We start from the raw sequence: 20685 nt of genomic DNA, 5'->3' as shown, positions 1-20685 counted from the left end.
TCCAGAGGAAGCGAGGGCCCGGCAGTGACGCCGGGCATCGGGATCACTCCACGGCCAGGGCCGCGTCGATCAGGGCTTGCCCGTTGGGTACGTTCTCGGCAAAGGTCTTGTAGGAACTCTCTTTGGCGATCTGTAGCCAGTCCTCGTAGTTTTCCGGGGACATGGTGACGACCTCGACGCCATTCTCCTTGAACACGTCGACCATCTTCTGGTCGAGGGCAGCGGCTTCACCGGCAAAATATTCTTCTGCCTTCTGGCCGGCCTCGGTCAACGCTTTCTGCTGTTCCTCATTGAGCCGATCCCAGCTCTGCTGGGAGATCAGGATCGGTTCATACATGAACCACAGGGCGTTCTCGCCGGGGGCGGTCAGGCAGGTGACCTGCTCGTAGATGCGGTAGGACACGAACGAGCCGGAGGAGGTGTTGGCGCCATCGAGCACGCCGGTCTGCATGGCCGTGTAGATGTCCGACGAGGGCATCGAGGCGATCGACGCCCCGGCGGTGGCGAGCATCTCGTCGAAAGCGGGGCCCGCGGCGCGCATGGTCTGGCCCTGGACGGTATCCGGCGAGGTGATGCACTGCTTGTTCGAGGCGAAGCCACCCGCAAGCCAGGCATCGGCAAGCACCTTGGCGCCGGCCTCGTTGATCACCTCCTTGATCATGTCCATGAATTCGGAATCGTTGAGGCGCTGGGCACGCTCGTGGCTACGCACCAGGCCGGGCATCAACGTGGCGGAAAATTCGGGGTGGCGACCGCTGGCGTAGTCCAGAGGCAAGGCCGTCATGTCCAGGCGGCCACGGACCAGGGCGCCCCACTGCTCCTGAGCGTCGAACAGCGACTGGCCCGGATAGACCTGGATCTTCAGGTCGACATCCGCGGCTTCGACCTCCTTGGCCATGAGCTGGACCATTTCGTCACGCACATCGCCCTTGCCTCCCGGGAACTGGTGCGAGGCGCGCAGAACGGTCTCGGCAGATGCGGCAGAGCTGAAAGCGACGGCCAGGCCGAGCGAGGCCATTGCCGCGAGTGAAGTGGCTTTCATGTTGGCGTCTCCTATCGATTGTTATTGTGCTAGGTATATATCAGACGAGCTGATGTATACTTTAATAGTGGCGCTGATATATTCATGTCAATTGCCTGGCACTAGACGTTAGTGGCAGGCGAGCGGACCGGGAGGTAAAAGCGTGAGCGGCCTGAAGCCATCCAATGCACAGCGACTCAGGGACGCGCTGGAAAACGACATCCTCAACGGACATCGTGCACCGGGGGAGCGTCTCGATCCCGAAGCCCTGGGACAGGAGTTCAACGTCTCGCGCACACCAGTCCGTGAGGCTATCCAGCAACTGGTAGCCAGTGGGCTGGTCATCGTGCAGCCCAAGAAGGGCACGTTCGTGGCCCAGGTCGGCATCGATCGGCTGATCGAGATGTTCGAGGTCATGGCCGAACTCGAGGGCATGTGCGGGCGACTCGCCGCCCGGCGTATCTCGCCCCAGGAGCTGGCCGAACTGCAGGGTGCCCTGAAACGCTGCGAACAGGCGGCACTCGACGGCGATACCGACGAGTACTATTACGAGAACGAGACCTTCCACAACTGCATCTACGCCGCCAGCCACAACGCCTTCCTGGCCGATGAGGCCCGCCAGCTGAAGATGCGCCTGAAACCCTACCGGCGCCTGCAGCTCAAGGTACGCCACCGCATGCAGTCGTCACTGGAAGAGCATCGGCATATCGTGGCGGCGATCGAGGCGGGCGATACCGAGGCGGCCGAACGCACGCTACGCTCCCATGTGCTGGTCCAGGGCGAGCGGTTCAGCGATCTGGTGGCGAGCGTCAAGGATCTGAACCGGGCCAGTGAGCCCGAGTGGTCCTGATAATGCCGACCGGCACTTTCTCGACCGAACGTTCACGCTGACGCGAGCCATTCCATGCTGTTTGCTTTCCTGTTCTATTCCCTGGTCGGCATTACGGCCGGCTTCATCGCCGGGCTGTTTGGCATCGGGGGCGGTGTCGTCATCGTGCCGGCGTTGCTGTTTGCCTTCGCCCAGCAGGGCATGGACCCGGCAGTGATGACTCACGCGGCCATCGGTACCTCGTTGGTCACCATCGCCGTGACGGGCTCGTCCTCGGCCTTCGGCCACTGGCGGCGGGGTGCCGTCGCCAAGGGGCTGCTGGCCCGGTTGCTGCCAGGATTGATCACTGGAGCGATCCTCGGCGGGGTGCTGGCGAGCGTGCTGCCGGCGGAGCAATTGCAGTGGCTGTTCGGGATATTCCTGATCCTGCTCTCGCTGAGATTCCTGCTCTCGCGCATGCCCCGACCGTCGGACGAAGGGGCCGGCGCGTTGCAGACGCTGGGTGCCGGCACCGTGATCGGCACGGTTTCCTCGCTGTTCGGGATTGGCGGGGGCGTGCTCAGCGTGCCCTGGCTGCTGCGCAGCGGGGCGAGCATGACCCGGGCCGTGGGCACGTCGGCGGCCTGCGGGATTCCGATTGCCGCCTTCGGCGCGTTGACTTTCGTGGTCACGGGCTACCGACACGCCGGATTGCCCGACTACGCCACGGGCTTTCTCTACTGGCCGGCGTTTCTGGGCATGGTGCTATGGAGCGTGCCGTCGGCAAGGCTGGGGGTCGCCGTGGCTCACCACTTGCCCGCCGGCATGCTCCGGAAGCTGTTCGCGCTGGTCATTCTTCTGGTGGGTATCAAGATCCTGTTGTAACACCCTCTCAGGCGTTGCCAAGTCGCCCCGCCACTTCTTCCCACAAGGCGGTGTAGGCCTGGGCGGCCCGGGTGCGCCGGGCGAAACTGGCCACCGGAGCCTGCTCCACACCCATGCGCTCGATGACACTGGCATAGGGGATCGTGGCCGAGAGCCGTAGCGGCCACTGCTCAGGGAGCGTTTCCAGCGTATCGCGATGCAGCCGCTTGCGTCGGTCGACCAGAGTGGCGAAGGGCCACACCGGGCAGGGCTGGTCCTGGCCATCGAGATGCTCACGCAGCAGGGTCAGGGTGCGCATGGACAGGGTGGACGGTACGACAGGCACCAGCAGCGCATCGATACTGGAGAAGACCTGGTCGGACAGGGCCGACAGATTGGGCGGGCAGTCCAGCAGCACTAGATCGTAGTCGTCGTTGATCGGCTTGAGGATCTTGCGCAACCGGCTCGGCTTGCGGCCTTCCAGCAGGCGATCCATCTCGCGTGAGCCGAACGAGGCAGGCAGCAGGTCGAGACGCTCGATCTCGGTGGCACGGATGACCTTGTCGAGCGTTGCCTTGCCCTTGACCAGCTTGTCGATGCCGCCTCTGACCTTGGCCTTGCTTTTCAGGTAAAACGTAGTCGCCGCTTGCGGGTCGAGATCCCAGAGCAGAACGCGCTTGCCGGCAAGCGCTGCCTCCGCCGCCAGATTGACAGCGGAAGCGGTCTTGCCCACGCCGCCCTTGATGCTGTAAAGGGCCAGCATTTGCATGCGGGATCTCCGTCATTGTCGTTTGTGGCTGGCTTTCTGGTGTCAGCTTGCCGTTACACGATGACAGAAATGTGACGTTCACTCCATATCGACCCGCCATGCTGGCGGGTGTGCCTCTGCAGGACGTTCGATTGGCCTGCCCACGGTCAGTGCCTGGCGCAGGCCAGCGTCCATGTCCGCAAAAGCGCTATCTGCCTGGACGCCCAGTCCATCGAGCACCTTGGTAAAGAAGGCGCGTGCCGCCGTGACGGCGACGATATCGAAGATGGCCGCATCGTCGAGTCCGGCATGGCGTAGCCGGTCTATATCGTCTTGGGTGATTTGTGTGGCATCGCGGGCCACCTGGCATGCAAATGGCAGGATTGCCCGTTCCTCGTCGGTCAGGCCCGACGGCTCGCGACCTTCCGCGATGTCCAGCACAACGTCGGGACTGACCAGGGAGGCCAGCGCCCTGCCATGAGCCAGGGCGCAATAGCTGTTGCCCAGCGTCTGGGCGGCGGCCAGGGTGGCGAGTTCGAAGCGTCTGGGTGACACATGGCGACGGATGCTGGCCAGCAGCGCTGCCCAACTCGCCATGACATCGGGGCGATAGCAAAATACCGTGGCGTAGTTTGGCAAATAGCCGAAGTGGGCTTGTTGACGCGCATACATTTCACGCGTTTCCTGCGGTAGATGCTCCATGGCCAAGGTGTCGATGAAGGGCATGGACATGTTCCTCCTGACAAATGAACACACGTTTCAGGCAACCGTCTTCCGCGGGTGCAGCCACTTGGGAAGCAGGGAATAGGGATCGACCTCGAGTTCGGTGTCATAAGCGATACCGCACTCGTCGAGGCGTTTGCGCAATTCTCCGCTGCGCCAGGCATCGAACAGGTCGGTGCATCCACCGATCAGTTGCCCGCCGACAAAGATCTGTGGAATGGTCGCGGCACCGGTGCGTGCCGCCAGTACCGGGCGCAGCTTGCCGCCCAAATCGTTTTCCTGGAATGCGACCGAGTCGAGGTCGACGCTGTAGTATTCGATGCCGAGCCGAGCGAACAGCTTGCGAGCCGACCAGCAGAATTCGCACCACTCAAGGGCAAACATCACTACCGGTTCCCGAGAAATGACCGCGTCCACGAAACGCTCGGCTCCGGCATCCAGCGTCACCGGCACCGTCGAGGCGACAGGTGCGGAGGCCACCGGCACGGTATCGAAACGGTAGCCCGGCGTGGAGCGTGACAGGAGAAGCTCCGCCTCGTTCATCTCATCACCGATCTCCTCGAAAAGCGGTGTGGACAGGTAGCGCTCACCCGTATCGGGCAGCATGCACAGGATATTCGTCCCTGGTGCCGACTGGCGTGCGATTGCCAGCGCGGCAGCCAGCGTGGCGCCGCTGGAAATGCCGACGAAGATGCCCTCCTGACGTGCCAGTTCGCGAGCAAGGCGCAAGGCTTCGCTACCGGCGACGGGGATCACCTCATCCACATGCTGGGCTAGCAGGGCATCCTCGGTCAGCCGAGGAATGAAGTCGGGGCTCCAGCCTTGCATCAGGTGCGGGCGAAAGCGCGGATGGCTGGCCGCCGGATAGCCGTCGGCGTCACGCAACTGGGCAATGCCGCTGCCCAGCACCTGGGCATTGTCCGGTTCGGCGACAATGATCCGGGTCGCGGGGCTTTCCTGGCGAAGGACTCGGGCCACGCCCTTGAGCGTGCCGCCCGTGCCGGCGCCTGTTACCCAATAGTGCAGGGGGTCCCGGGCGAAATCGGCGAGTATTTCCTGGGCCGTCGTGCGGGTATGCGCCTCGGCATTGGCTTCGTTTTCGAACTGGCGGCACAGGAAATAGCCATGCCGGTCGGCCAGTTCCCTGGCCTTGTTGAGCATGCCAGTACCCTTTTCCGCTGCTGGGGTCAGTACGACGCGGGCCCCCAGGAAACGCAGCAACTTGCGCCGCTCCACGCTGAAGTTCTCTGCCATGGTCACCACCAGTGGGTAGCCCTTGCGGGCACAGACCATGGCCAGGCCGATGCCCGTGTTGCCGCTCGTGGCCTCGATGACCGTCTGACCCGGGCGCAGTTCGCCACGTTGCTCCGCATCCTCGATGACAGCCAGCGCCATGCGGTCCTTGACCGAGCCCATGGGATTGAAGGCTTCGACCTTGACGTAGACGTTCACACCTGGAGGGGCGAGGCGAGCCAATCGAATCGAGGGGGTATCGCCGATGGTATCCAGAATGCTCTCGTAGCGGGCCATGTTCTCTCTCCTGTCGCTCATCGTCATTGGATAGCGATCAGCCTCGCCGGCCTGCGAGGTAATCAACGTGTGAACCAGCGTGGTTTTTCTCCAGCGAAGAAGCGGGACAGGAATCGGGTATGCCGAGGCCCTGAATAATGAAGCCTCCGAAGTTAGCAAATGCTCACTATAATGGAGAGGGAGCGTGCGGGGGGCGTCGACATGGGCGCGTTGACACTCAATTTCCTGGGTGGTCTCGAAGTGATTCGTGACGGACGACTCATGCCGCTTCCGCCCTCCCGCAAGACACGTGCCCTACTGGCCTACCTGGCATTGCATCACCGACCTCTGGGTCGGGAACACTTGTGCGAGGTCTTCTGGGAAGTGCCCGATGATCCCCGCGGGGCGTTGCGTTGGAGCCTGTCCAAGCTGCGTCGTCTGGTCGATGAGCCGGGGCAGCCGCGAATCGTCTCCGACCGCCTGAATGTCGGATTTGATAGCTCGGGGGCAGACATCGATGCACTGGCGCTGGATGACGCTGTTCGCGAGGGGCTCGAGCAAGCCTCGACGCCGGTGCTCGAGGCCGTGGCCCAGCGTTATCGTGGCGAACTACTGGAAAACCTCGACCTGTCGCGTTGCCATGATTTCCAGGCCTGGTGCCTGGCTGAGCGCGAGAAGGCCGTGCGACAGCAAGCCAGTGTGCTGGCTACCTTGGTCAAGCGTCTGGCGGCGCAGCCCCCCCAAGCCCTGCCCTATGCTCGGGCATGGGCACGCCTGGCCCCCTACGACGAGGTAGCCTGGTCCACGCTGATCCGTTTGCTCGTGGCCGTGAACCGGCCCGACGAGGCCGAGCAGCAGTACCGGCTTGGCGTGGGGGTGCTGCGCAAGGGGGGCGTGACGCCGTCCGATACCTTCCATCAAGCCCGGCGAGTCGGCTGGAGCATGCCGCCGGGTCGCCCTGGCGAGTCGCCTCCTGCCAATCTGCCAGCGACATCACTCCCGACCGGTCCACCCGAGGAACGCGAACCAGTCGGACGGCAAGGGCAACTGCAGTGGTTGCTCGCTCTCTTCGCCCAGGTGTGCAGACAGCCTCGGGCCGCTTTCGTGTTGCTCTCAGGGGAGCCCGGAATCGGCAAGACTCACCTGCTTTCGATAGTGGCCAAGCACTTGCGTGAATCGGGTGCCTACCTGATCGAGGCCAGTGCGATCGAAGCCGATACGCTGCGTCCCTATGCCTTGTGGATCGACGCCTTTCGCCGGCTCGACGCAGCCGGTGCCGAGGAGATCACGGAACACGATAACCGTGATCGATTGTTCGCGAGCCTGAACCGCCGACTCGTCGAGGCCTGCCAGCAGCGTCCGGTCGCCATTCTCTTCGACGACATGCAATGGTGCGATGAATCCAGTGCTGCCGCATTGCATTACGTCGCCCGCATGAATCCCGACAAGCCACTGCTCGGCATACTGGCGGCTCGCGATGCCGGCTTGCAGGGCAGCGCCTTGCTGCCCGCCCTGCGAGGATTGCGTCATGACGGGCTGCTCGAGGAGCTCAGACTGGATCCGCTGCCAGAAGACGCCGCGCGCATGCTGATCGCTCGTCTGGCGCCACAAGCCGACATTGCCCGGCTCGCGATGGGCGCGCGCGGCAATCCGCTGCTTGCCATCGAACTGGCACGGGCCCAGGCCGCAGGTGACAGCGGGCTGTCACTCGAAGAGCTGGTGCGGGAGCGTCTCGACCATCTTGACCCGCAAGCTGCCGAGGTCATGCGCTGGGCTGCCTTGCTGGCGCCACGTATCGAGCCGACAGTCCTGCGCCGCGTTACTGGCCTGGCGACCGAGCACATCGATGCAGCGCTCGAGGCGTCGGAACGACTGGGGCTTTTACATACCGACGAACAGGGCCTGGCCTTTTCCCACGATCTGGTCGCCCAAGGGGTCTATCAGTCCATGCCTCCCGCCAGGCGCCAGATGATGCATCGGCGGGTCGCTGAACTGCTTGAGCAGGACACCACGCTTGATCTCGAGCGTGCCGCTGGGCTTGCCCACCATGCCCTGCAGGGGGGTGATGTCGATCTGGCAGCCCGGGCCATGGTATGTGCCGGACGCCTTTGCCTGCGTTTCTTTGCCAATGGTGATGCCCTGAAGCTGGCGCGCAACGGCATCGGCCTGGCGGCACGCTTGCCCGAGGCACGAAGAATCTGCCTGACCCTTGAACTGAACGAGATCATGCTCAGTGCCGAAACACCGGAGGACTGGGAGACCCGGGCCAGCGAGCTGGTGAGCCTGGCGGAGCAGGCCCTGGAGCACGGCGAACTCGCTCATGCACGGCTTGGTTACCAACTGGCCAGCACGGTTCGCTGGGCCCACGGTGAATGGCGGGTGGCTCGGGAGGCTGCACTGCAGGCAGAACGTGTCACGCGCGGAGGCACCGACCAGGAACACATCATTGCCTTGGCCGAAACGGCGAAGTGCCTGGCCATGCTGGAGCGCAACCTGGGCCAGGCGCAGGCCATGCTGAAGGAAGTCCAGGCGCTGGCCGGGCGACGCCTGACCGACTGTCCTGCTATCCCCATGGCGCTTGGATTGTTGCATTTCCATGCCGATCGCCTGGAAGAGGCCGAGGAACACTATCAGGCTGCGCGCACCTTGTACCGGGCGAGTGGGGATCGGCTGGGAGAGTTTCAGGCCAACGAATACCTGTTGATGCTGGACATCGAGCGTGATGACTTTCCTGCCGCCCTGGAGCGTTGTGTCGCGCTGACCGAGTTGGCTCACAAGCTTCGCGATGGGAGCGAGGCCCCGTTTGCAGAAGCGGCGCAGGGATTGTGTCGTTATGCCATCGACGATGACGAGACAGCTTTCGTCGCTTCACTGGATGCCTTGCGTCAGGCCGATGCCAAGTACCGCTTGGCTTATCTGCTGACTCGCGCTGCCCTGCTGGACTTGGCGCGTGGGCGTGCGGCTATGGCGGCAAGGCGGGCCGATGAGGCGCTCACCTATGCCCAGGCGCTGGAAAGGGCGACGGAAGCGGCCCTGGCTCACTGCGTTCTTGCCCGGGCCAATTGCATGACCGGAAAGGAGGCCGGCGGCCTGCAGCATGCGGCTGCCGTGGATGGCTTTCGGCAGGCGCCGGTTGCCCGGTGGGCCTGGCGCCGGGTGCAGGAACTGCTGGCGGAGGTGCGAATGGAGCATGATTGATCTCTTTCTCGAACGCACTTTTGCCGCGCCATTCACGGTCGAGGTGATTGCCTCCCTGACGCATGAGGCATTGCCCTGCTTTGCCCTGCACCGGGTTGCCTGGCGGGGCAGCCTGCTCTCCCGTGATGGGTGCCGCTTGGTATGCCGGTTCCAGGCACCCGATGTCGAGTCGTGTCGTATCGCGTTGCGTCAGGCCAAGGCCGATGCAAGCAGATTGTGGCCAGGCACGGTTCATGAAGCGCCAGGAGAAACGGCAGAGGGACCGGCCAATGCCAACGTGCTGGTGGAGCGCAGCTTTGCACAGGCAGTGGAATTGGCCCGAATACAGGCGCTGGAGGATGCCGGGGTGGGCTGCCTGTCCGATTACCGGGTACGCTTCGTGCGCACCTTTTTCTCGTGTGATGCCCGACGCATGCTCTGCCTTTATCGTGCCGGCGATGCCGAGTCGGTGCGTCAGGCTCAGCGCCAGATCGGCATGCCGATGGATCGTGTCTGGGCGTTCCAGACAATTCTTCCCCCGACGACATAGCCATTCGGGGCTGGACCTGAAATACCACGTGTGTTTCCACGCTGGGTTCCACGCCGCGCTTCCAGGCTGTTCGTACCGGTTACACACCGGATCACGAACAGAGTTTCAGGAGTCACGGTCATGCATACCCAAACCCTTCAGATTGACAACGGCGTGAACGTCAATGCCCTGCTGGGAGCCCGACAGGCACTGGCACAGGCCCCGGAGGCGGCACGTTTTACCTGGCGGGCAACGTCACGCTGGGTCAATGGCACGCATAGCCAGGCAACCGTGGAGGGCTATCACGGGCTCGGTGACGAACAGCGCCACAAGCAGCGTTTCCACTTCGATACGGATCACCCTGAGGTCTTCGCCTCGGAGGACCACGGCGCAACGCCGGTGGAATATGTGCTGGTCGGCCTGGCCGGATGCCTCAGTGCGGGCATTGCGGCCGTTGCTCAGCACCGTGGCATTCAGTTGCGTGCCGTCAATGCCACGCTGGAAGGCAGCATGGACATTCAGGGCATCCTGGGCATGGACAGCGAGATCCGCAACGGCTTCGACGATGTCAGGGTCACTTTCGAAATCGATGCCGAGGCCTCCCGGGAAGAGATCGAAGCGCTGGTCGCCCAGTCTCAGAAGCGCTCGGCGGTCTACGATATCCTGACCAATCCCACCAACGTTTCGGTAACCGTGAAATGAGCAATGCGTCTCGACGGGCTGCCGCCTCGTGCCGAGCGGCTACTGTCGTGGTGATCGGCGCAGGGCAGGCCGGACTCGCCATGAGTCACTATCTTCAGGCGCGTTCCATCGATCATGTGGTGCTGGAGCGCGGCGAGATTGCCCATTCATGGCGCAATGAGCGCTGGGATTCACTGAGACTGCTTACACCGAACTGGCAGTGCCGGTTGCCCGGGGTCCGCTATGCGGGCCCCGATCCCGAGGGGTTCATGACGATGCCGGAGGTGGCCGACTTTATCTGCCGTTATGCCGAGCGACTCACGGCACCGATGCTTACCGGGACGACGGTGACATCGGTGCATCCGGTCGAAGGGGGATATCATGTCATGACGGACGGCGGTGCCTGGCGTTGCCGTGCGGTGGTCATCGCCAGCGGCGCTTGCAGTCGACCACTCATTCCCGCGCTGGCCCGGGACCTTCCCGCCACGGTCGCCACCCTGAGTGCACGTGAGTATCGCCGACCAAGCCAGTTGCCGGAGGGGGGCGTACTGGTCGTAGGGGCCTCCGCCACAGGGCTGCAGTTGGCCGACGAGATTCAGCGCTCCGGCCGTCCGGTGACGCTGGCGGTCGGTGAACACGTCCGTATGCCGCGCCGTTACCGTGGCCGTGACATCCACCGGTGGCTCGATACCCTGGGTATCCTGGATCAACGACATGATGAAGTCGACGACATCGTACGAGCCCGGCAAGTGCCGTCACCGCAACTGATCGGTAGCCCTGAGCACAGGACCCTCGACCTGAACACCTTGACCGACCGGGGGGTGGCGCTGGTGGGGCGGCTGGTTGGGCGGCGCGACCGGACACTGCAGTTTTCCGGCTCGCTGGCCAACCATTGCGCATCGGCGGATCTCAAGCTCGGCCGGTTGCTCGAGACCATCGACGACTGGTGCCGCCGGCATGGGCTGGACGAATCATGCCCGGCGCCGGAGCGCCTGGCACCCACGCGCGTTCCTCGCTCCCCGAAGCTGAGTCTCGACCTCGGGCGAGGCGAGATCCGTACGATCGTGTGGGCAACCGGCTTCAAGCCCGACCATGCCTGGTTGCACGTCCCGGTGTTCGACCCGCGGGGGCGTCTGCGCCATGATGGCGGCATTGTCGATGCCCCAGGGCTGTACGTGATGGGGCTGCCTTTCATGCGCCGGCGCAAGTCGAGCTTCATCCACGGGGTCGACGACGATGCGCGCGAACTCAGTGCCCATCTCGCCGATTACCTGGCCAACCGGAAAGGCAGGCCAGGCATGTCGAGAAGCGGGATCGCCAGACTACATTCCAGGGGGAGTCTATGCCTGTAGACTTCGCGATTGCTCAGGGGGACTGGTCCAGCCAGTCCCGGTAGCTTTCCAGGCCTTGCCGGATATCTGTGTAGGTGGGCGTAAAGCCCAGCTCGTCCCTGGCCAGCGAAATATCCAGCGGCGACCCTCGCACCACGAACGGTCCCGGTCCCAGTTGCATGTTGCTCGACTTGCCCAGCAGCCGCTCGACCTCGTCGACGATGGCCTGATGGTCGACGGTCACGCCGCAGGAGATATTGAAATGCCGCGCCTGGACGCTGGCTTTCTCGAACAGCAGCACGATGCCTCGTGCCGTGTCGTGGACGTGTGTCCAGTCCAGGGCCTGGTCCCGCCCGTTGGGTGCCTGGACGTCACTGAGGCCTTCGAGTGGCCCGAACAGGGCCTGGTAGACCTGATGCATGTGCGACGGTCGCTTGCCGGGACCATAGACGAAGAACAGGCGGGCATGGCGAATGTCCATGCCGTAGGTCTCGGTGTACTGGTCACCGAACAGCTCGCCGGAGATCTTGGTGGCACCGTAAAGGTCGGTGGCCTTGTAGGGCGTGGTCTCATGCTGCGGACCGGCGGCGTCGCCATAGACGGCGCCCGAACTCATGTTGACGACCTTGTTGATGCCGAGGATGCGGCAAGTCTCGTAGACGTTGAGCGTCCCCAGGGTATTGACCGAAATATTGCGGAACGGACGTTGCTGGAAGCTGGGGCCGGCGATGACAGAGACGCCGTGAATGACCCCTTCGAGCTCGTCGCGGTAGGTCAATAGCGTCTCGAACAGGGTGTGGTAATCCAGCACGTCGACCGCTTCCAGCACCAGCTTGTCACGGACCGCTTCCAGGTAATCCAGTCCCAGGGTGTCGAAATGCTTGGCCGCCATGTCACAGATGATGACTTTCTTGCCCTGGCTGGCCAGCATCTGGGCCACCCAGGAACCGACATGGCCCAGGCCGCCCGTAATCAATACCGCCATGGTATGTCTCCTTCATGATAGGTCCCGAAGGACGTTGGCCTTGCGTGGCTGGTTGGGCTCCCGTGCTATCGCAACACCAGATCCGGCAGGAACATGACGATCGACGGGAAGCAGGTGATCAGGATCAGGACCGCCAGCAGCGGAATATAGAAGGGCAGCGTGGCCCGGATCAGACTCGAAAGCGGCAGGTTGGTGATCTTCTGGATCGTGAACAGCACGGTACCTACCGGAGGGGTGATCAAGCCGATCATCAGGTTGAAGATCATCAACACGCCGAAATGCACCGGGTCGATGCCGTACTGCACGACCACCGGCACCAGCAGGGGAGTCAGCAGGAACAGCGCCGGCACGGAGTCGACGAAAAGCCCGATCAGCAGGATGAACAGGCTCAGCAGCAGCAACAGCATCAGCGGGTCGGTGACCGTGGCCAGCAGGAAATCGGCGACCAGCGCCGTGACCTGGTAGCGCGCCAGGACCCAGCTGTAGAGGGCACTGCCGGCGATGATCAGCAGCAGCACGGCCGTGTCGATGGCAGTGGCACGCAGGATACCGATGAAGTCACGCACGCTGATCGAGCGATAGATGCCGAACGAGATGATCAGGCAATAGAGCAGGGCCACGACCGAGGCTTCGGTCGGCGTGAACAGGCCCGACAGGATACCGATGATGATGATCAGCGGGGTCAGCATCGGCAGCAGGCCACGTGCCAGGGCACGGGCGAACTCCTGCAGCGTGGCACGGGCCCGGGTCGGGTAGCCTCGCCGGTGGGAAATCACGCCGACCATGAGCATCAGGCCCAGGCCCATGAACAGGCCCGGCAGGATCGAGCCCAGGAAGATGGCGGCAATCGAGGCATTGGCCAGGGCGCCATAGATGACTGCGGGAATGCTGGGGGGAATGATCGGCCCGATCGTGGCCGAACTGGCGGTGACGGCGGCACTGAAATCGGTGGGAAACCCATCGTCCTTCATGGCCTTGATCTCGACGGCGCCCAGGCCGCCGGCATCGGCCACGGCCGAGCCGGACATGCCGGCAAACAGCATGCTGGCCAGCACGTTGACGTGACCGAGGCCGCCCTTGAGATGGCCTACGGTGCAGCGCGCGATATCGAAGACCCGGTCGGAAATGCCGGCGGCGTTCATCAGCCGGCCAATCAACAGGAAGGCCGGAATGGCCAGTAGCGTGAAGCTGTTCACGCCATAGAGGGTGCGCTGGGCGATCATCTCGAGCGGGATGGCATCGAAGCCGCGGGTATAGCCCAGCACCAGCGCCGATGAGGCAATCATTGCGAAGGCCACTGGCAGCCCCAGCATCAGCAGGCCGATCAGGCCCACGAACATGATGACGAAGACTTCCATGCTCAATCGCTCCAGGGCTTGGCGGGGGAGATGACGGGCTTGCCACGCAGGTGGCGCTGGCACTGATCGACCAGCAGGATCACCATCAGCAGGGCGGCGATGAACTGCATCAAATAGACGTACGAGAAGCTCATGCGGAACGTGCTGGCAAATACACCGGCGGTACGTTCCATCATGTTCCAGGCCCCCCCCATGAGCATGAGCAGCACCACGATGCCGATCAGGTCGGCCAGGGCCGCGACGAGGTGCGCCACCCTGGCGGGCAGCAGGTCGGTCACCACCGTCACGCGGATATGTTCCTGATAGCGTAGCGCCAGCACGGAGCCGAGGAAGATCTCGGCAAGGAACAGGTAACGCGAGACTTCATCGGTCCATGGCACGGCGAGGCCCAGCGTGTAGCGTGAGATCACCTGGATGGCCATGACCACGAGCATCAGGCAGAAGGCCGTGACCACGACGGTGGTCAGCAGCGACCAGAACAGGGTCAATGCGCTGGTGACGAAGGAACGAAGACTCACGAGCACCTCCTGGCGAGGATGGAGGGCCCGCATCGCGGCGTCGCGATGCGGGCCGGCATGCGCTTATTGGTTGATCAGCGACATGACGTAATCGCGGACGGCAGGGTCATAGCCCTGGGCGATCTCCTCGACGGCCGGCTTGGCCGCTTCACGGAAAGCCGCGACATCCGGCTCGACGACTTCCATGCCTTCGTCCTTCAGCTTCTGGTAGACCTCTTCCTGTCCCTGGGCGACGAGTTCGTCCCCCCACTGGGTGGCCTCGTCGATGGCGGACAGCAGCATCTCCCGGTCCTCATCGGACAGACCCTGGTAGAAATCCTCGTTCATCAGCCAGTGGAAGAAGGAGTACACATGCTCCGTGCGGTTGATGTAGTCCTGCACCTCGTACAGCTTGCCGGCATAGATCAGGTCGACCGGGTTTTCCTGCATCTCGATCACGCCTGTCTGCAGCGAGGTATAGACCTCGGGCCAGGCGATGGGGCTGGGCAGGGCGCCGACCTGTTCCCAGACCTTCACCCAAGGGGCAATTTCCGGGACGCGCATGCGCACGCCCTGGATATCCTCGGGCGACTTCACCGGCATGTTGGAGGTCAGATTGCGCGGGTTGCGTGCCGACAGGCCCACCAGGCGCATGTTGCCGTTGGCCACGAGCTGCTTGTTGATGGCGTCCCCGGTGTCGCCTTCGTAGACCTGGCGGGCCTCGTCGCTCGAGTCGTAGACGAAGGGCAGGTCGGCGGCGGCGAACTTGGGCGCATAGAGCGTCATGGGCATCGAGCCGCCAAGGGCGATGTCGTATTCCCCGTAGCTGACGCCTTCCAGGTGGTCACGCTCGCCACCGACCTCGGTACCGAGCAAGGTGACGGTCATCTCGCCGTCGGTCTGCTCCTCGATGGTCTGTTTCAGGCGTTCGCCCACCTTGAACATGGCATGTGCCGGGTCGACGTGAATGGCGATGGCGAGTTCCTGTGCGGCGACGGGCAGGGACACGCCCAGCGTCATCGCGCTGGCAAGTACGAAACTACGGGTGGTTGTTAGTTTCATGGTGGTCATCTCCTTGGACTCATGGGCTGGCATGGAACGCGAGGTGCGTTGATGGCGACGCGTGTCGCCGGGAGCGCCGGGGAAGGGAGATCCAGGTTGGCATGACGTCCTCCTGTCTCTTGTTGTTGTGATGGGTGACGACTGGGAGCGGCACTAGAGAAAAGCTAGCAGTGCGAAATTGGTAGCGCTACCAGAACTATGGTAGCGCTACCAGAACTTTAGTCGTAGGGTACACTGCGACATGCACGGACGAGCGAGGACGAAACAGCTCATGGGAAAAACAGAACGCGGCCGCCGACGCCACAAGGGAGTGGGGCGTGTGACGCTTGGCGACGTTGCCAAGCATGCTGGTGTGGCGCCGATCACCGTCTCGCGTGTCATGAACAACCCCGACCAGGTCTCGGAGAAACTGCGCACGCGTGTCGAGCAGGCCGTGGATGCGCTGGGCTACGTGCCCAACCTGATTGCCGGTGGCCTGGCCTCGGCCGGCACCCGGGTCATCCCGGTCATCGTGCCTTCACTATCGATCCTGACTTACATTGATGTAATCCATGGTATCCAGCAAACCCTGGAAGACACCGGCTACCAACTGTTGCTGGGGTCGACCGACTTCGATCTGGATCGCGAGGCGGCGCTGATCGATACGGTTCTGGGGTATTCGCCGTCAGGCATCATCATTGCCGGGCTGCGGCATCGCGAGCGCGCGGTCCAGCGTCTCGAGGCGTGCCAGCGCCCGGTGGTGGAGATCATGGAATACGGCGCGTCCTGCATCGACAGCAATGTCGGTGTCGACAACGCCGAAGTGGGGCGCTGCATGGCCCGGCATCTCGTCGAGCAAGGCTATCGTCGCATCGCCTACGTGGGGTCGCGCATGGACCGGGACTACCGGACCTTGCAGCGTTACGAAGGCCATCGCGAAATACTGGAATCGGCCGGCATCGATGGCAGCCGCCTGCTGCAGAACGACGAGGCAGCGTCCTACCAGACCGGAGGTCGGCTGTTCATGGAGGCCCTGCAGCGCTATCCGGATCTCGACGCCATCCATTTCACCAATGACAACCTGGCGGCTGGCGCCATTCTCGAGGCCAACCGGCGGGGTATTCGCGTGCCCGATGATATCGCCGTTGCCGGTTATCTGGGCCTGCCGCTCAGCGAATGCCTGACGCCTGCGCTGACCACGGTTTCGGTGCCGCGCTTCGAGATGGGTGTCCAGGCGGCCAGGTTCCTGCTGGCGCGCCTGGATGGTGAGAAGGGGGAGGCGCTACGCTGCGATATCGGCTTCGAACTGATGGTACGGGACAGTACGTAGCGTCTTATGAAGCTCCTTGCCAACCCGGGGCCTCAATCGCCCAGGTTGATATCCTCTTCGTCGGTCATGGCGCCCGCGGCCGCGCCGGCGCCCGCCCCTAGCACGGCGCCCTTGGTCATGCTGTTGCCGGTCACGGCAGCGGCCCCCGCCCCGGCGGCGGCGCCAATGCCCGCGCCGCTCAGCGCTCTGTCCTTGGTAGTCGTGCCGCAGCCGGCCAGGCCGAGCAGCAGTGCGATAACTATGCCCAGCATCATGGTACGCATGGTTTGCCTCCTTGCCTGACGTGTCATCCCTTTATCAGCGTAGAGCACAGCCGCGCAACGCGGCGAGATTTACACGGGTTGGCGCAGGCGCAGCAGCGAGACACCCAGGCCGATAAAGGCACTGCCCACCAGGCGATTGAACCAGCGAGTCCGTCTGGCGGAGCCGAGCCAGCGGGCGATCTGTCTGGCCAGGCTGCCGTACGCCATCAGGGTGGTGAACGACAAGACCATGAACGTGCCGACCATGATCGTGAACTGCGGAGCGAGTGGCAGCCGGGGATCCAGAAACTGCGGGAACAGCGCGGTGAAAAACAGGATCGCCTTGGGGTTGCTGAGAGCGACCAGTACACCTTCGCTGAAGACACGCGCGCGGCCTCGCGTCGACGTGTCGGGGCGTGCCACGACCAGGCTGGCCGGATTGCGCCATTGGCGTACGCCGAGATAGAGCAGGTAACCGGCACCGCACAGCTTGAGAATCATGAACAGCATTTCGGAGGTGGTCAGCACGACCCCCAGGCCGAGCACGGCGGCACTGGCAATCACCAGCAGGCCGCTGATGTTGCCCAGCGATGAGAGCGCCACGCGACGCACACCGCCTGCCATGCCGTTGCGCACTGCCATCAGAAAGGCCGGGCCGGGGCTGAGGATGCTGACCGCAGCCACGGTGACGAAGAGCAACCAGGTCGAAAGAGCCATGAATCGTTCCTGAATGAAAAGAAGCGACACCTTGGGCCAGGTCCGGCCGGATGTCGAGGCATGACATGCCGATATGCGTTTGCCGAGGTCGAGGTGGGTAGCTAGGCTGATTCTGGCCATGTGGCGATGCATTGGCGTCGCCATGTCATTTCGCCGTAGGTTTTCGACAGGAGGTTGAAACGATGTCCAGCCCCGAGCACAAGCAGAAGATCTGGAAGATGATCAAGGATATCAAGGTCGGCATGCTGGTCACGCTGGACGGCGACATGCCCCGTGCCCGGCCGATGCATCTGGTGCAGGACGAGTACGACGGCACCTTGTGGTTTTACACTCGCCGTAGTGCCGAGAAGGTCTTTGAAACCGCCAGCGATCACGACGTTTGCCTGAGCTTCTCCGATCAGGAAGAGGGTGTGTATGTATCGCTCTCGGGCAAGGCCAACCTGACCGATAACCGCGAGCTGATCGAAAAATATTGGAACCCCTTCATTGCGGCCTGGTTCCCCGAAGGCAAGGACGACCCGGACGTGGCGCTGCTGGAAGTCAAGGTACAGATGGGCGAGCACTGGAAGGCCAAGGAGAGCAAGACGTTCCAGCTTTACGAGATCGCCAAGGCCAATATCAAGAAGGATGCCACGCCGGACATGGGCGAGAATGAAAAATTCGGGGGGTGACGTCGTGCGGACTCGCTCCGCCCCCTGGGCCCTGGCGGGTTTGCTGGGGCTCTTGTCGTTCAGCGGGGCATGGGCCAGCGAGGACACAGCGGGTGATGACGCGAGCGAACGGGGTGCCTGCGAACTGACCGAGCGCAAGCGCGAGATGCTGTCGCGTATCAACGAGGCACGCGGTCAGTCCCGCCAATGCGGTGACGAACGTTTCGCGGCGGTAGAACCGCTGACTTGGAATTGTACTCTTGAAGCCGCTGCCGAGGCGCATTCCTTGGACATGGCGAAGAACGATTACTTCAGCCACACCGGCCCCGATGGCGTGGGCATCCAGCAGCGCGTCAGCGATCGAGGCTACGTATGGCGGGCGGTAGGCGAGAACATCGCTGCGGGGCAGGCGTCGATTGCCGCCGTCGTCGAGGGCTGGCTGGACAGCCCGGGGCATTGCAGCAATATCATGAATTCGGCCTTTACCGAAATGGGCATGGCCAGGGCCGACGATCCGGGATCGATGTACTCACCCTACTGGACGCAGGTATTGGCCCAGCCACGCTGAAAAGCCCCTTAACCCTTAAGAAAAGGCCTGTATCGATAGAACGGTACAGGCCTTGTTGTTTGGCTCTTTCTTGTCGATGCCCAGGTCAGTGCTCGTCCAGGCCGGTGTCGCCGCCTTCGAAGCGGGCGCCGATGACGTGCATGTGCGTGCGCACCGTGCGGATGGCGTCGAGGTAGGCTTCACGGGTCGGGGTCGAGCCGCTGTCCAGATGTGCTACGCGCACGGCATAGCCGTCCACCTGTACCGTGACTTCCACCGCGTCCTTTTCGTTGATCAGGGTGGCCACCGGGTAGGGGGCGAAGGTCTTGCGAGCGTAATCCAACGCCTCGTTGATGGTCAGACTGCGATCCATGCGGTCCTCTCCTTGGGTTCCATCGTTGTATCGGCGTGCGAGTCTACACACCTGCCAGGTAACGTTTGGTTAATGTTGGTGACTTAAACGTAGACCGCCGAACGCAGGGGCTCAAGCGAAATTCCCCTCAGGAAAGGGTATGACTCGTTCTGGTCAATACGCATCAGCCGTATAGAGAGGAGTATCGCACGGTCACGTGACCAGGCGATGAAGGAGCTTCGCCGTGGCGAAGCTCACGGTGGCCTAAACTAGCGGGCTGGCCTGGGGCAGGATCAGGATGGCGCGGAAGTCGTTGACGTTGGTGCGGGTGGGGCCGGTGACGACCAGGTCGCTCAGGGCGGCAAAGAAGGTGTAGGCGTCGTTGCGGGTCAGGTAATCTGCCACCGAGAGTCGGGCGGCCTTGGCCCGTTGCCAGTCGTCAGGGGAGATAATCGCGCCGGCATTATCCTCGGAGCCGTCGATGCCATCGGTATCGATGGCCAGGGCGTGGATGCCTTCGCTGCCCTTGAGCGTCTCGAACAGGCCCAGCAGGTATTCGACGTTGCGCCCGCCACGCCCCTCGCCCTGCACGGTGACGCTGGTTTCGCCCCCCGACAGCAACAGTAATGGGCGCTCACGCTCGCTCTGCAAGCGCAGGGCGAGGCGCCCCTGGGCGTGGCCCAGATCGCGCGCCTCGCCTTCCAGGTCGTCACCCAGTATTCGCACCTCGATACCGGCGCGTTCGGCACGCTCACGCGCGGCGTGCAGGGCATCGGCGGCGCGGGCCAGCACGCAGCACTCGTCGCGTGCGAAGCCGGCATCGCCGCGTTGCGGGGCGCTGGTGTCAGCAACCAGGTGGCGGCGCACGCTGTCGGGCACCTCGATATGGCGGGCCTCAAGAATGGCCAGGGCGTCGGCGGGTGTGGAATTGTCGGGCAGGGTTGGCCCCGAGGCGACGAGGCTGGGTTCATCGCCCGGCACGTCGGAAATCAGGTAGGTGACCACCCGGGCCGGATGCGCGGCGGCGGCCAGGCGTCCGCCCTTGATGGCCGAGAGGTGGCGGCGCACGGTATTGATCTCGCGAATCGGCGCGCCGCTACGCAGCAGTGCCTTGGTGAGCGCCTGTTTCTGGCGCAGGGTCAGGCCTGGCGCCGGCAACGACATCAGCGAAGAGCCGCCGCCCGAGACCAGGGCAATCACCAGGTCGTGCTCGTTCAGGTCACGTACGGCTTCCAGCATGCGCCGGGCGGCCCGCTCGCCGAGATCGTCGGGCATGGGGTGCGCCGCTTCCAGCACCTCGATGTGCCGGCAGGTTTCGGCATGTCCGTAGCGGGTCACCACGAGACCGGACAACGGCGAATCGGGATACGCGGACTGCCAGGCCGTCTCCAGGGCCTGCGCCATGGCCGCGGCCGCCTTGCCGGCGCCCACCACCACGGTGCGTCCGACGGGGGGCTCGGGAATGCGTTCGGCAAGCAGGCTGGCCGGGTGGACCGCCGAAATGGCGGAATGAGCAAGGTCCAGCAGCCAGGTCCGCGTGGTATCGCGGCTGGCAAAGGGCGTGAAGGCATTCAT

21 protein-coding genes are annotated in these 20685 nt (G+C 63.5%); 9 read left to right on the top strand and 12 right to left on the bottom strand.

The window, feature by feature from the left end; all coding sequences use genetic code 11:
* Positions 1 to 43 precede the first annotated feature (43 nt).
* A complete protein-coding gene (gene dctP / locus BM194_RS17000) occupies positions 44 to 1042 on the bottom strand; it encodes a TRAP transporter substrate-binding protein DctP (RefSeq protein ID WP_092849238.1) in 999 nt (332 codons plus the stop codon).
* A 142-nt stretch (positions 1043 to 1184) separates the two neighbouring features.
* On the opposite strand from dctP, the gene BM194_RS16995 reads away from it, so the two are divergent.
* Together BM194_RS16995 and BM194_RS16990 are read left to right on the top strand one after the other, a co-directional pair.
* Positions 1185 to 1871 (top strand): GntR family transcriptional regulator, encoded by a 687-nt coding sequence (locus tag BM194_RS16995; RefSeq protein ID WP_218155418.1) that lies wholly within the window; start codon positions 1185 to 1187, stop codon positions 1869 to 1871.
* A gap of 54 nt (positions 1872 to 1925) precedes the next feature.
* Entirely contained in the window at positions 1926 to 2714 is a 789-nt protein-coding gene (locus BM194_RS16990; protein ID WP_092849236.1) for a sulfite exporter TauE/SafE family protein, read from the top strand.
* A 7-nt stretch (positions 2715 to 2721) separates the two neighbouring features.
* Here the strand turns inward: BM194_RS16990 and BM194_RS16985 are convergent, their stop codons facing one another.
* The 3 genes from BM194_RS16985 to cysK all read right to left on the bottom strand — a co-directional run bounded on the left by BM194_RS16985 (position 2722) and on the right by cysK (position 5694).
* Positions 2722 to 3462: a ParA family protein gene (locus BM194_RS16985; RefSeq protein WP_092849234.1), complete on the bottom strand. Its 741-nt coding sequence runs from the start codon at positions 3460 to 3462 to the stop codon at positions 2722 to 2724.
* A 78-nt stretch (positions 3463 to 3540) separates the two neighbouring features.
* Positions 3541 to 4173 (bottom strand): carboxymuconolactone decarboxylase family protein, encoded by a 633-nt coding sequence (locus tag BM194_RS16980; protein WP_244890997.1) that lies wholly within the window; start codon positions 4171 to 4173, stop codon positions 3541 to 3543.
* A 27-nt stretch (positions 4174 to 4200) separates the two neighbouring features.
* The gene (cysK, locus tag BM194_RS16975) at positions 4201 to 5694 is read right to left on the bottom strand and encodes a cysteine synthase A (protein WP_092849231.1); all 1494 of its coding nucleotides are present in this window, start codon (positions 5692 to 5694) and stop codon (positions 4201 to 4203) included.
* 159 nt (positions 5695 to 5853) lie between these two features.
* On the opposite strand from cysK, the gene BM194_RS16970 reads away from it, so the two are divergent.
* The 4 genes from BM194_RS16970 to BM194_RS16955 all read left to right on the top strand — a co-directional run bounded on the left by BM194_RS16970 (position 5854) and on the right by BM194_RS16955 (position 11412).
* Positions 5854 to 8871: an ATP-binding protein gene (locus BM194_RS16970; protein ID WP_092849229.1), complete on the top strand. Its 3018-nt coding sequence runs from the start codon at positions 5854 to 5856 to the stop codon at positions 8869 to 8871.
* Positions 8864 to 9400, top strand: coding sequence for a nickel-binding protein (locus BM194_RS16965; RefSeq protein WP_177223452.1), 537 nt, complete (start codon positions 8864 to 8866; stop codon positions 9398 to 9400). Before BM194_RS16970 ends, BM194_RS16965 begins: the two co-directional genes overlap by 8 nt.
* A 120-nt stretch (positions 9401 to 9520) precedes the next feature.
* Complete coding sequence (locus BM194_RS16960) at positions 9521 to 10081, top strand: OsmC family protein (protein WP_092849225.1); 561 nt, start codon at positions 9521 to 9523, stop codon at positions 10079 to 10081.
* Positions 10078 to 11412, top strand: a complete 1335-nt coding sequence (locus BM194_RS16955) for an NAD(P)-binding domain-containing protein (RefSeq protein ID WP_092849223.1) — start codon at positions 10078 to 10080, stop codon at positions 11410 to 11412. The genes BM194_RS16960 and BM194_RS16955 overlap by 4 nt, the downstream gene beginning before the upstream one ends.
* A gap of 13 nt (positions 11413 to 11425) precedes the next feature.
* Here BM194_RS16955 and BM194_RS16950 read toward each other — a convergent pair whose 3' ends face one another.
* The 4 genes from BM194_RS16950 to BM194_RS16935 all read right to left on the bottom strand — a co-directional run bounded on the left by BM194_RS16950 (position 11426) and on the right by BM194_RS16935 (position 15293).
* Entirely contained in the window at positions 11426 to 12376 is a 951-nt protein-coding gene (locus BM194_RS16950) for an NAD-dependent epimerase/dehydratase family protein (protein WP_092849220.1), read from the bottom strand.
* A gap of 65 nt (positions 12377 to 12441) precedes the next feature.
* Entirely contained in the window at positions 12442 to 13734 is a 1293-nt protein-coding gene (locus BM194_RS16945) for a TRAP transporter large permease (RefSeq protein ID WP_092849218.1), read from the bottom strand.
* Positions 13735 to 13736: 2 nt separating this feature from the next.
* A complete protein-coding gene (locus BM194_RS16940; RefSeq protein WP_244890996.1) occupies positions 13737 to 14252 on the bottom strand; it encodes a TRAP transporter small permease in 516 nt (171 codons plus the stop codon).
* Between the two features lie 63 nt (positions 14253 to 14315).
* Complete coding sequence (locus BM194_RS16935) at positions 14316 to 15293, bottom strand: TRAP transporter substrate-binding protein (protein WP_092849213.1); 978 nt, start codon at positions 15291 to 15293, stop codon at positions 14316 to 14318.
* 271 nt (positions 15294 to 15564) lie between these two features.
* On the opposite strand from BM194_RS16935, the gene BM194_RS16930 reads away from it, so the two are divergent.
* Positions 15565 to 16602, top strand: coding sequence for a LacI family DNA-binding transcriptional regulator (locus BM194_RS16930; RefSeq protein ID WP_177223451.1), 1038 nt, complete (start codon positions 15565 to 15567; stop codon positions 16600 to 16602).
* Between the two features lie 32 nt (positions 16603 to 16634).
* Here the strand turns inward: BM194_RS16930 and BM194_RS16925 are convergent, their stop codons facing one another.
* Together BM194_RS16925 and BM194_RS16920 are read right to left on the bottom strand one after the other, a co-directional pair.
* Complete coding sequence (locus BM194_RS16925) at positions 16635 to 16865, bottom strand: YMGG-like glycine zipper-containing protein (RefSeq protein WP_143097617.1); 231 nt, start codon at positions 16863 to 16865, stop codon at positions 16635 to 16637.
* A gap of 69 nt (positions 16866 to 16934) precedes the next feature.
* Positions 16935 to 17561 (bottom strand): LysE family translocator, encoded by a 627-nt coding sequence (locus tag BM194_RS16920; RefSeq protein ID WP_092849264.1) that lies wholly within the window; start codon positions 17559 to 17561, stop codon positions 16935 to 16937.
* 182 nt (positions 17562 to 17743) lie between these two features.
* Between BM194_RS16920 and BM194_RS16915 the strand changes: the two genes are divergently transcribed.
* Complete coding sequence (locus BM194_RS16915; protein ID WP_092849205.1) at positions 17744 to 18232, top strand: pyridoxamine 5'-phosphate oxidase family protein; 489 nt, start codon at positions 17744 to 17746, stop codon at positions 18230 to 18232.
* 4 nt (positions 18233 to 18236) lie between these two features.
* Positions 18237 to 18779 (top strand): CAP domain-containing protein, encoded by a 543-nt coding sequence (locus tag BM194_RS16910; protein ID WP_340148087.1) that lies wholly within the window; start codon positions 18237 to 18239, stop codon positions 18777 to 18779.
* A gap of 85 nt (positions 18780 to 18864) precedes the next feature.
* Here BM194_RS16910 and BM194_RS16905 read toward each other — a convergent pair whose 3' ends face one another.
* The gene (locus tag BM194_RS16905) at positions 18865 to 19131 is read right to left on the bottom strand and encodes a hypothetical protein (RefSeq protein ID WP_092849201.1); all 267 of its coding nucleotides are present in this window, start codon (positions 19129 to 19131) and stop codon (positions 18865 to 18867) included.
* A gap of 243 nt (positions 19132 to 19374) precedes the next feature.
* Positions 19375 to 20685 carry a glycerate kinase type-2 family protein gene (locus BM194_RS16900; protein WP_092849198.1) on the bottom strand — a complete coding sequence of 437 codons (1311 nt, stop codon included), beginning with the start codon at positions 20683 to 20685 and terminating at the stop codon, positions 19375 to 19377.

The organism is Modicisalibacter xianhensis, from assembly GCF_900113605.1.
GTDB classification, from domain to species: domain Bacteria; phylum Pseudomonadota; class Gammaproteobacteria; order Pseudomonadales; family Halomonadaceae; genus Modicisalibacter; species Modicisalibacter xianhensis.
The sequence above is the reverse complement of the archived record's forward strand: the minus strand, read 5'-3'. Positions and strand labels throughout refer to the sequence as shown.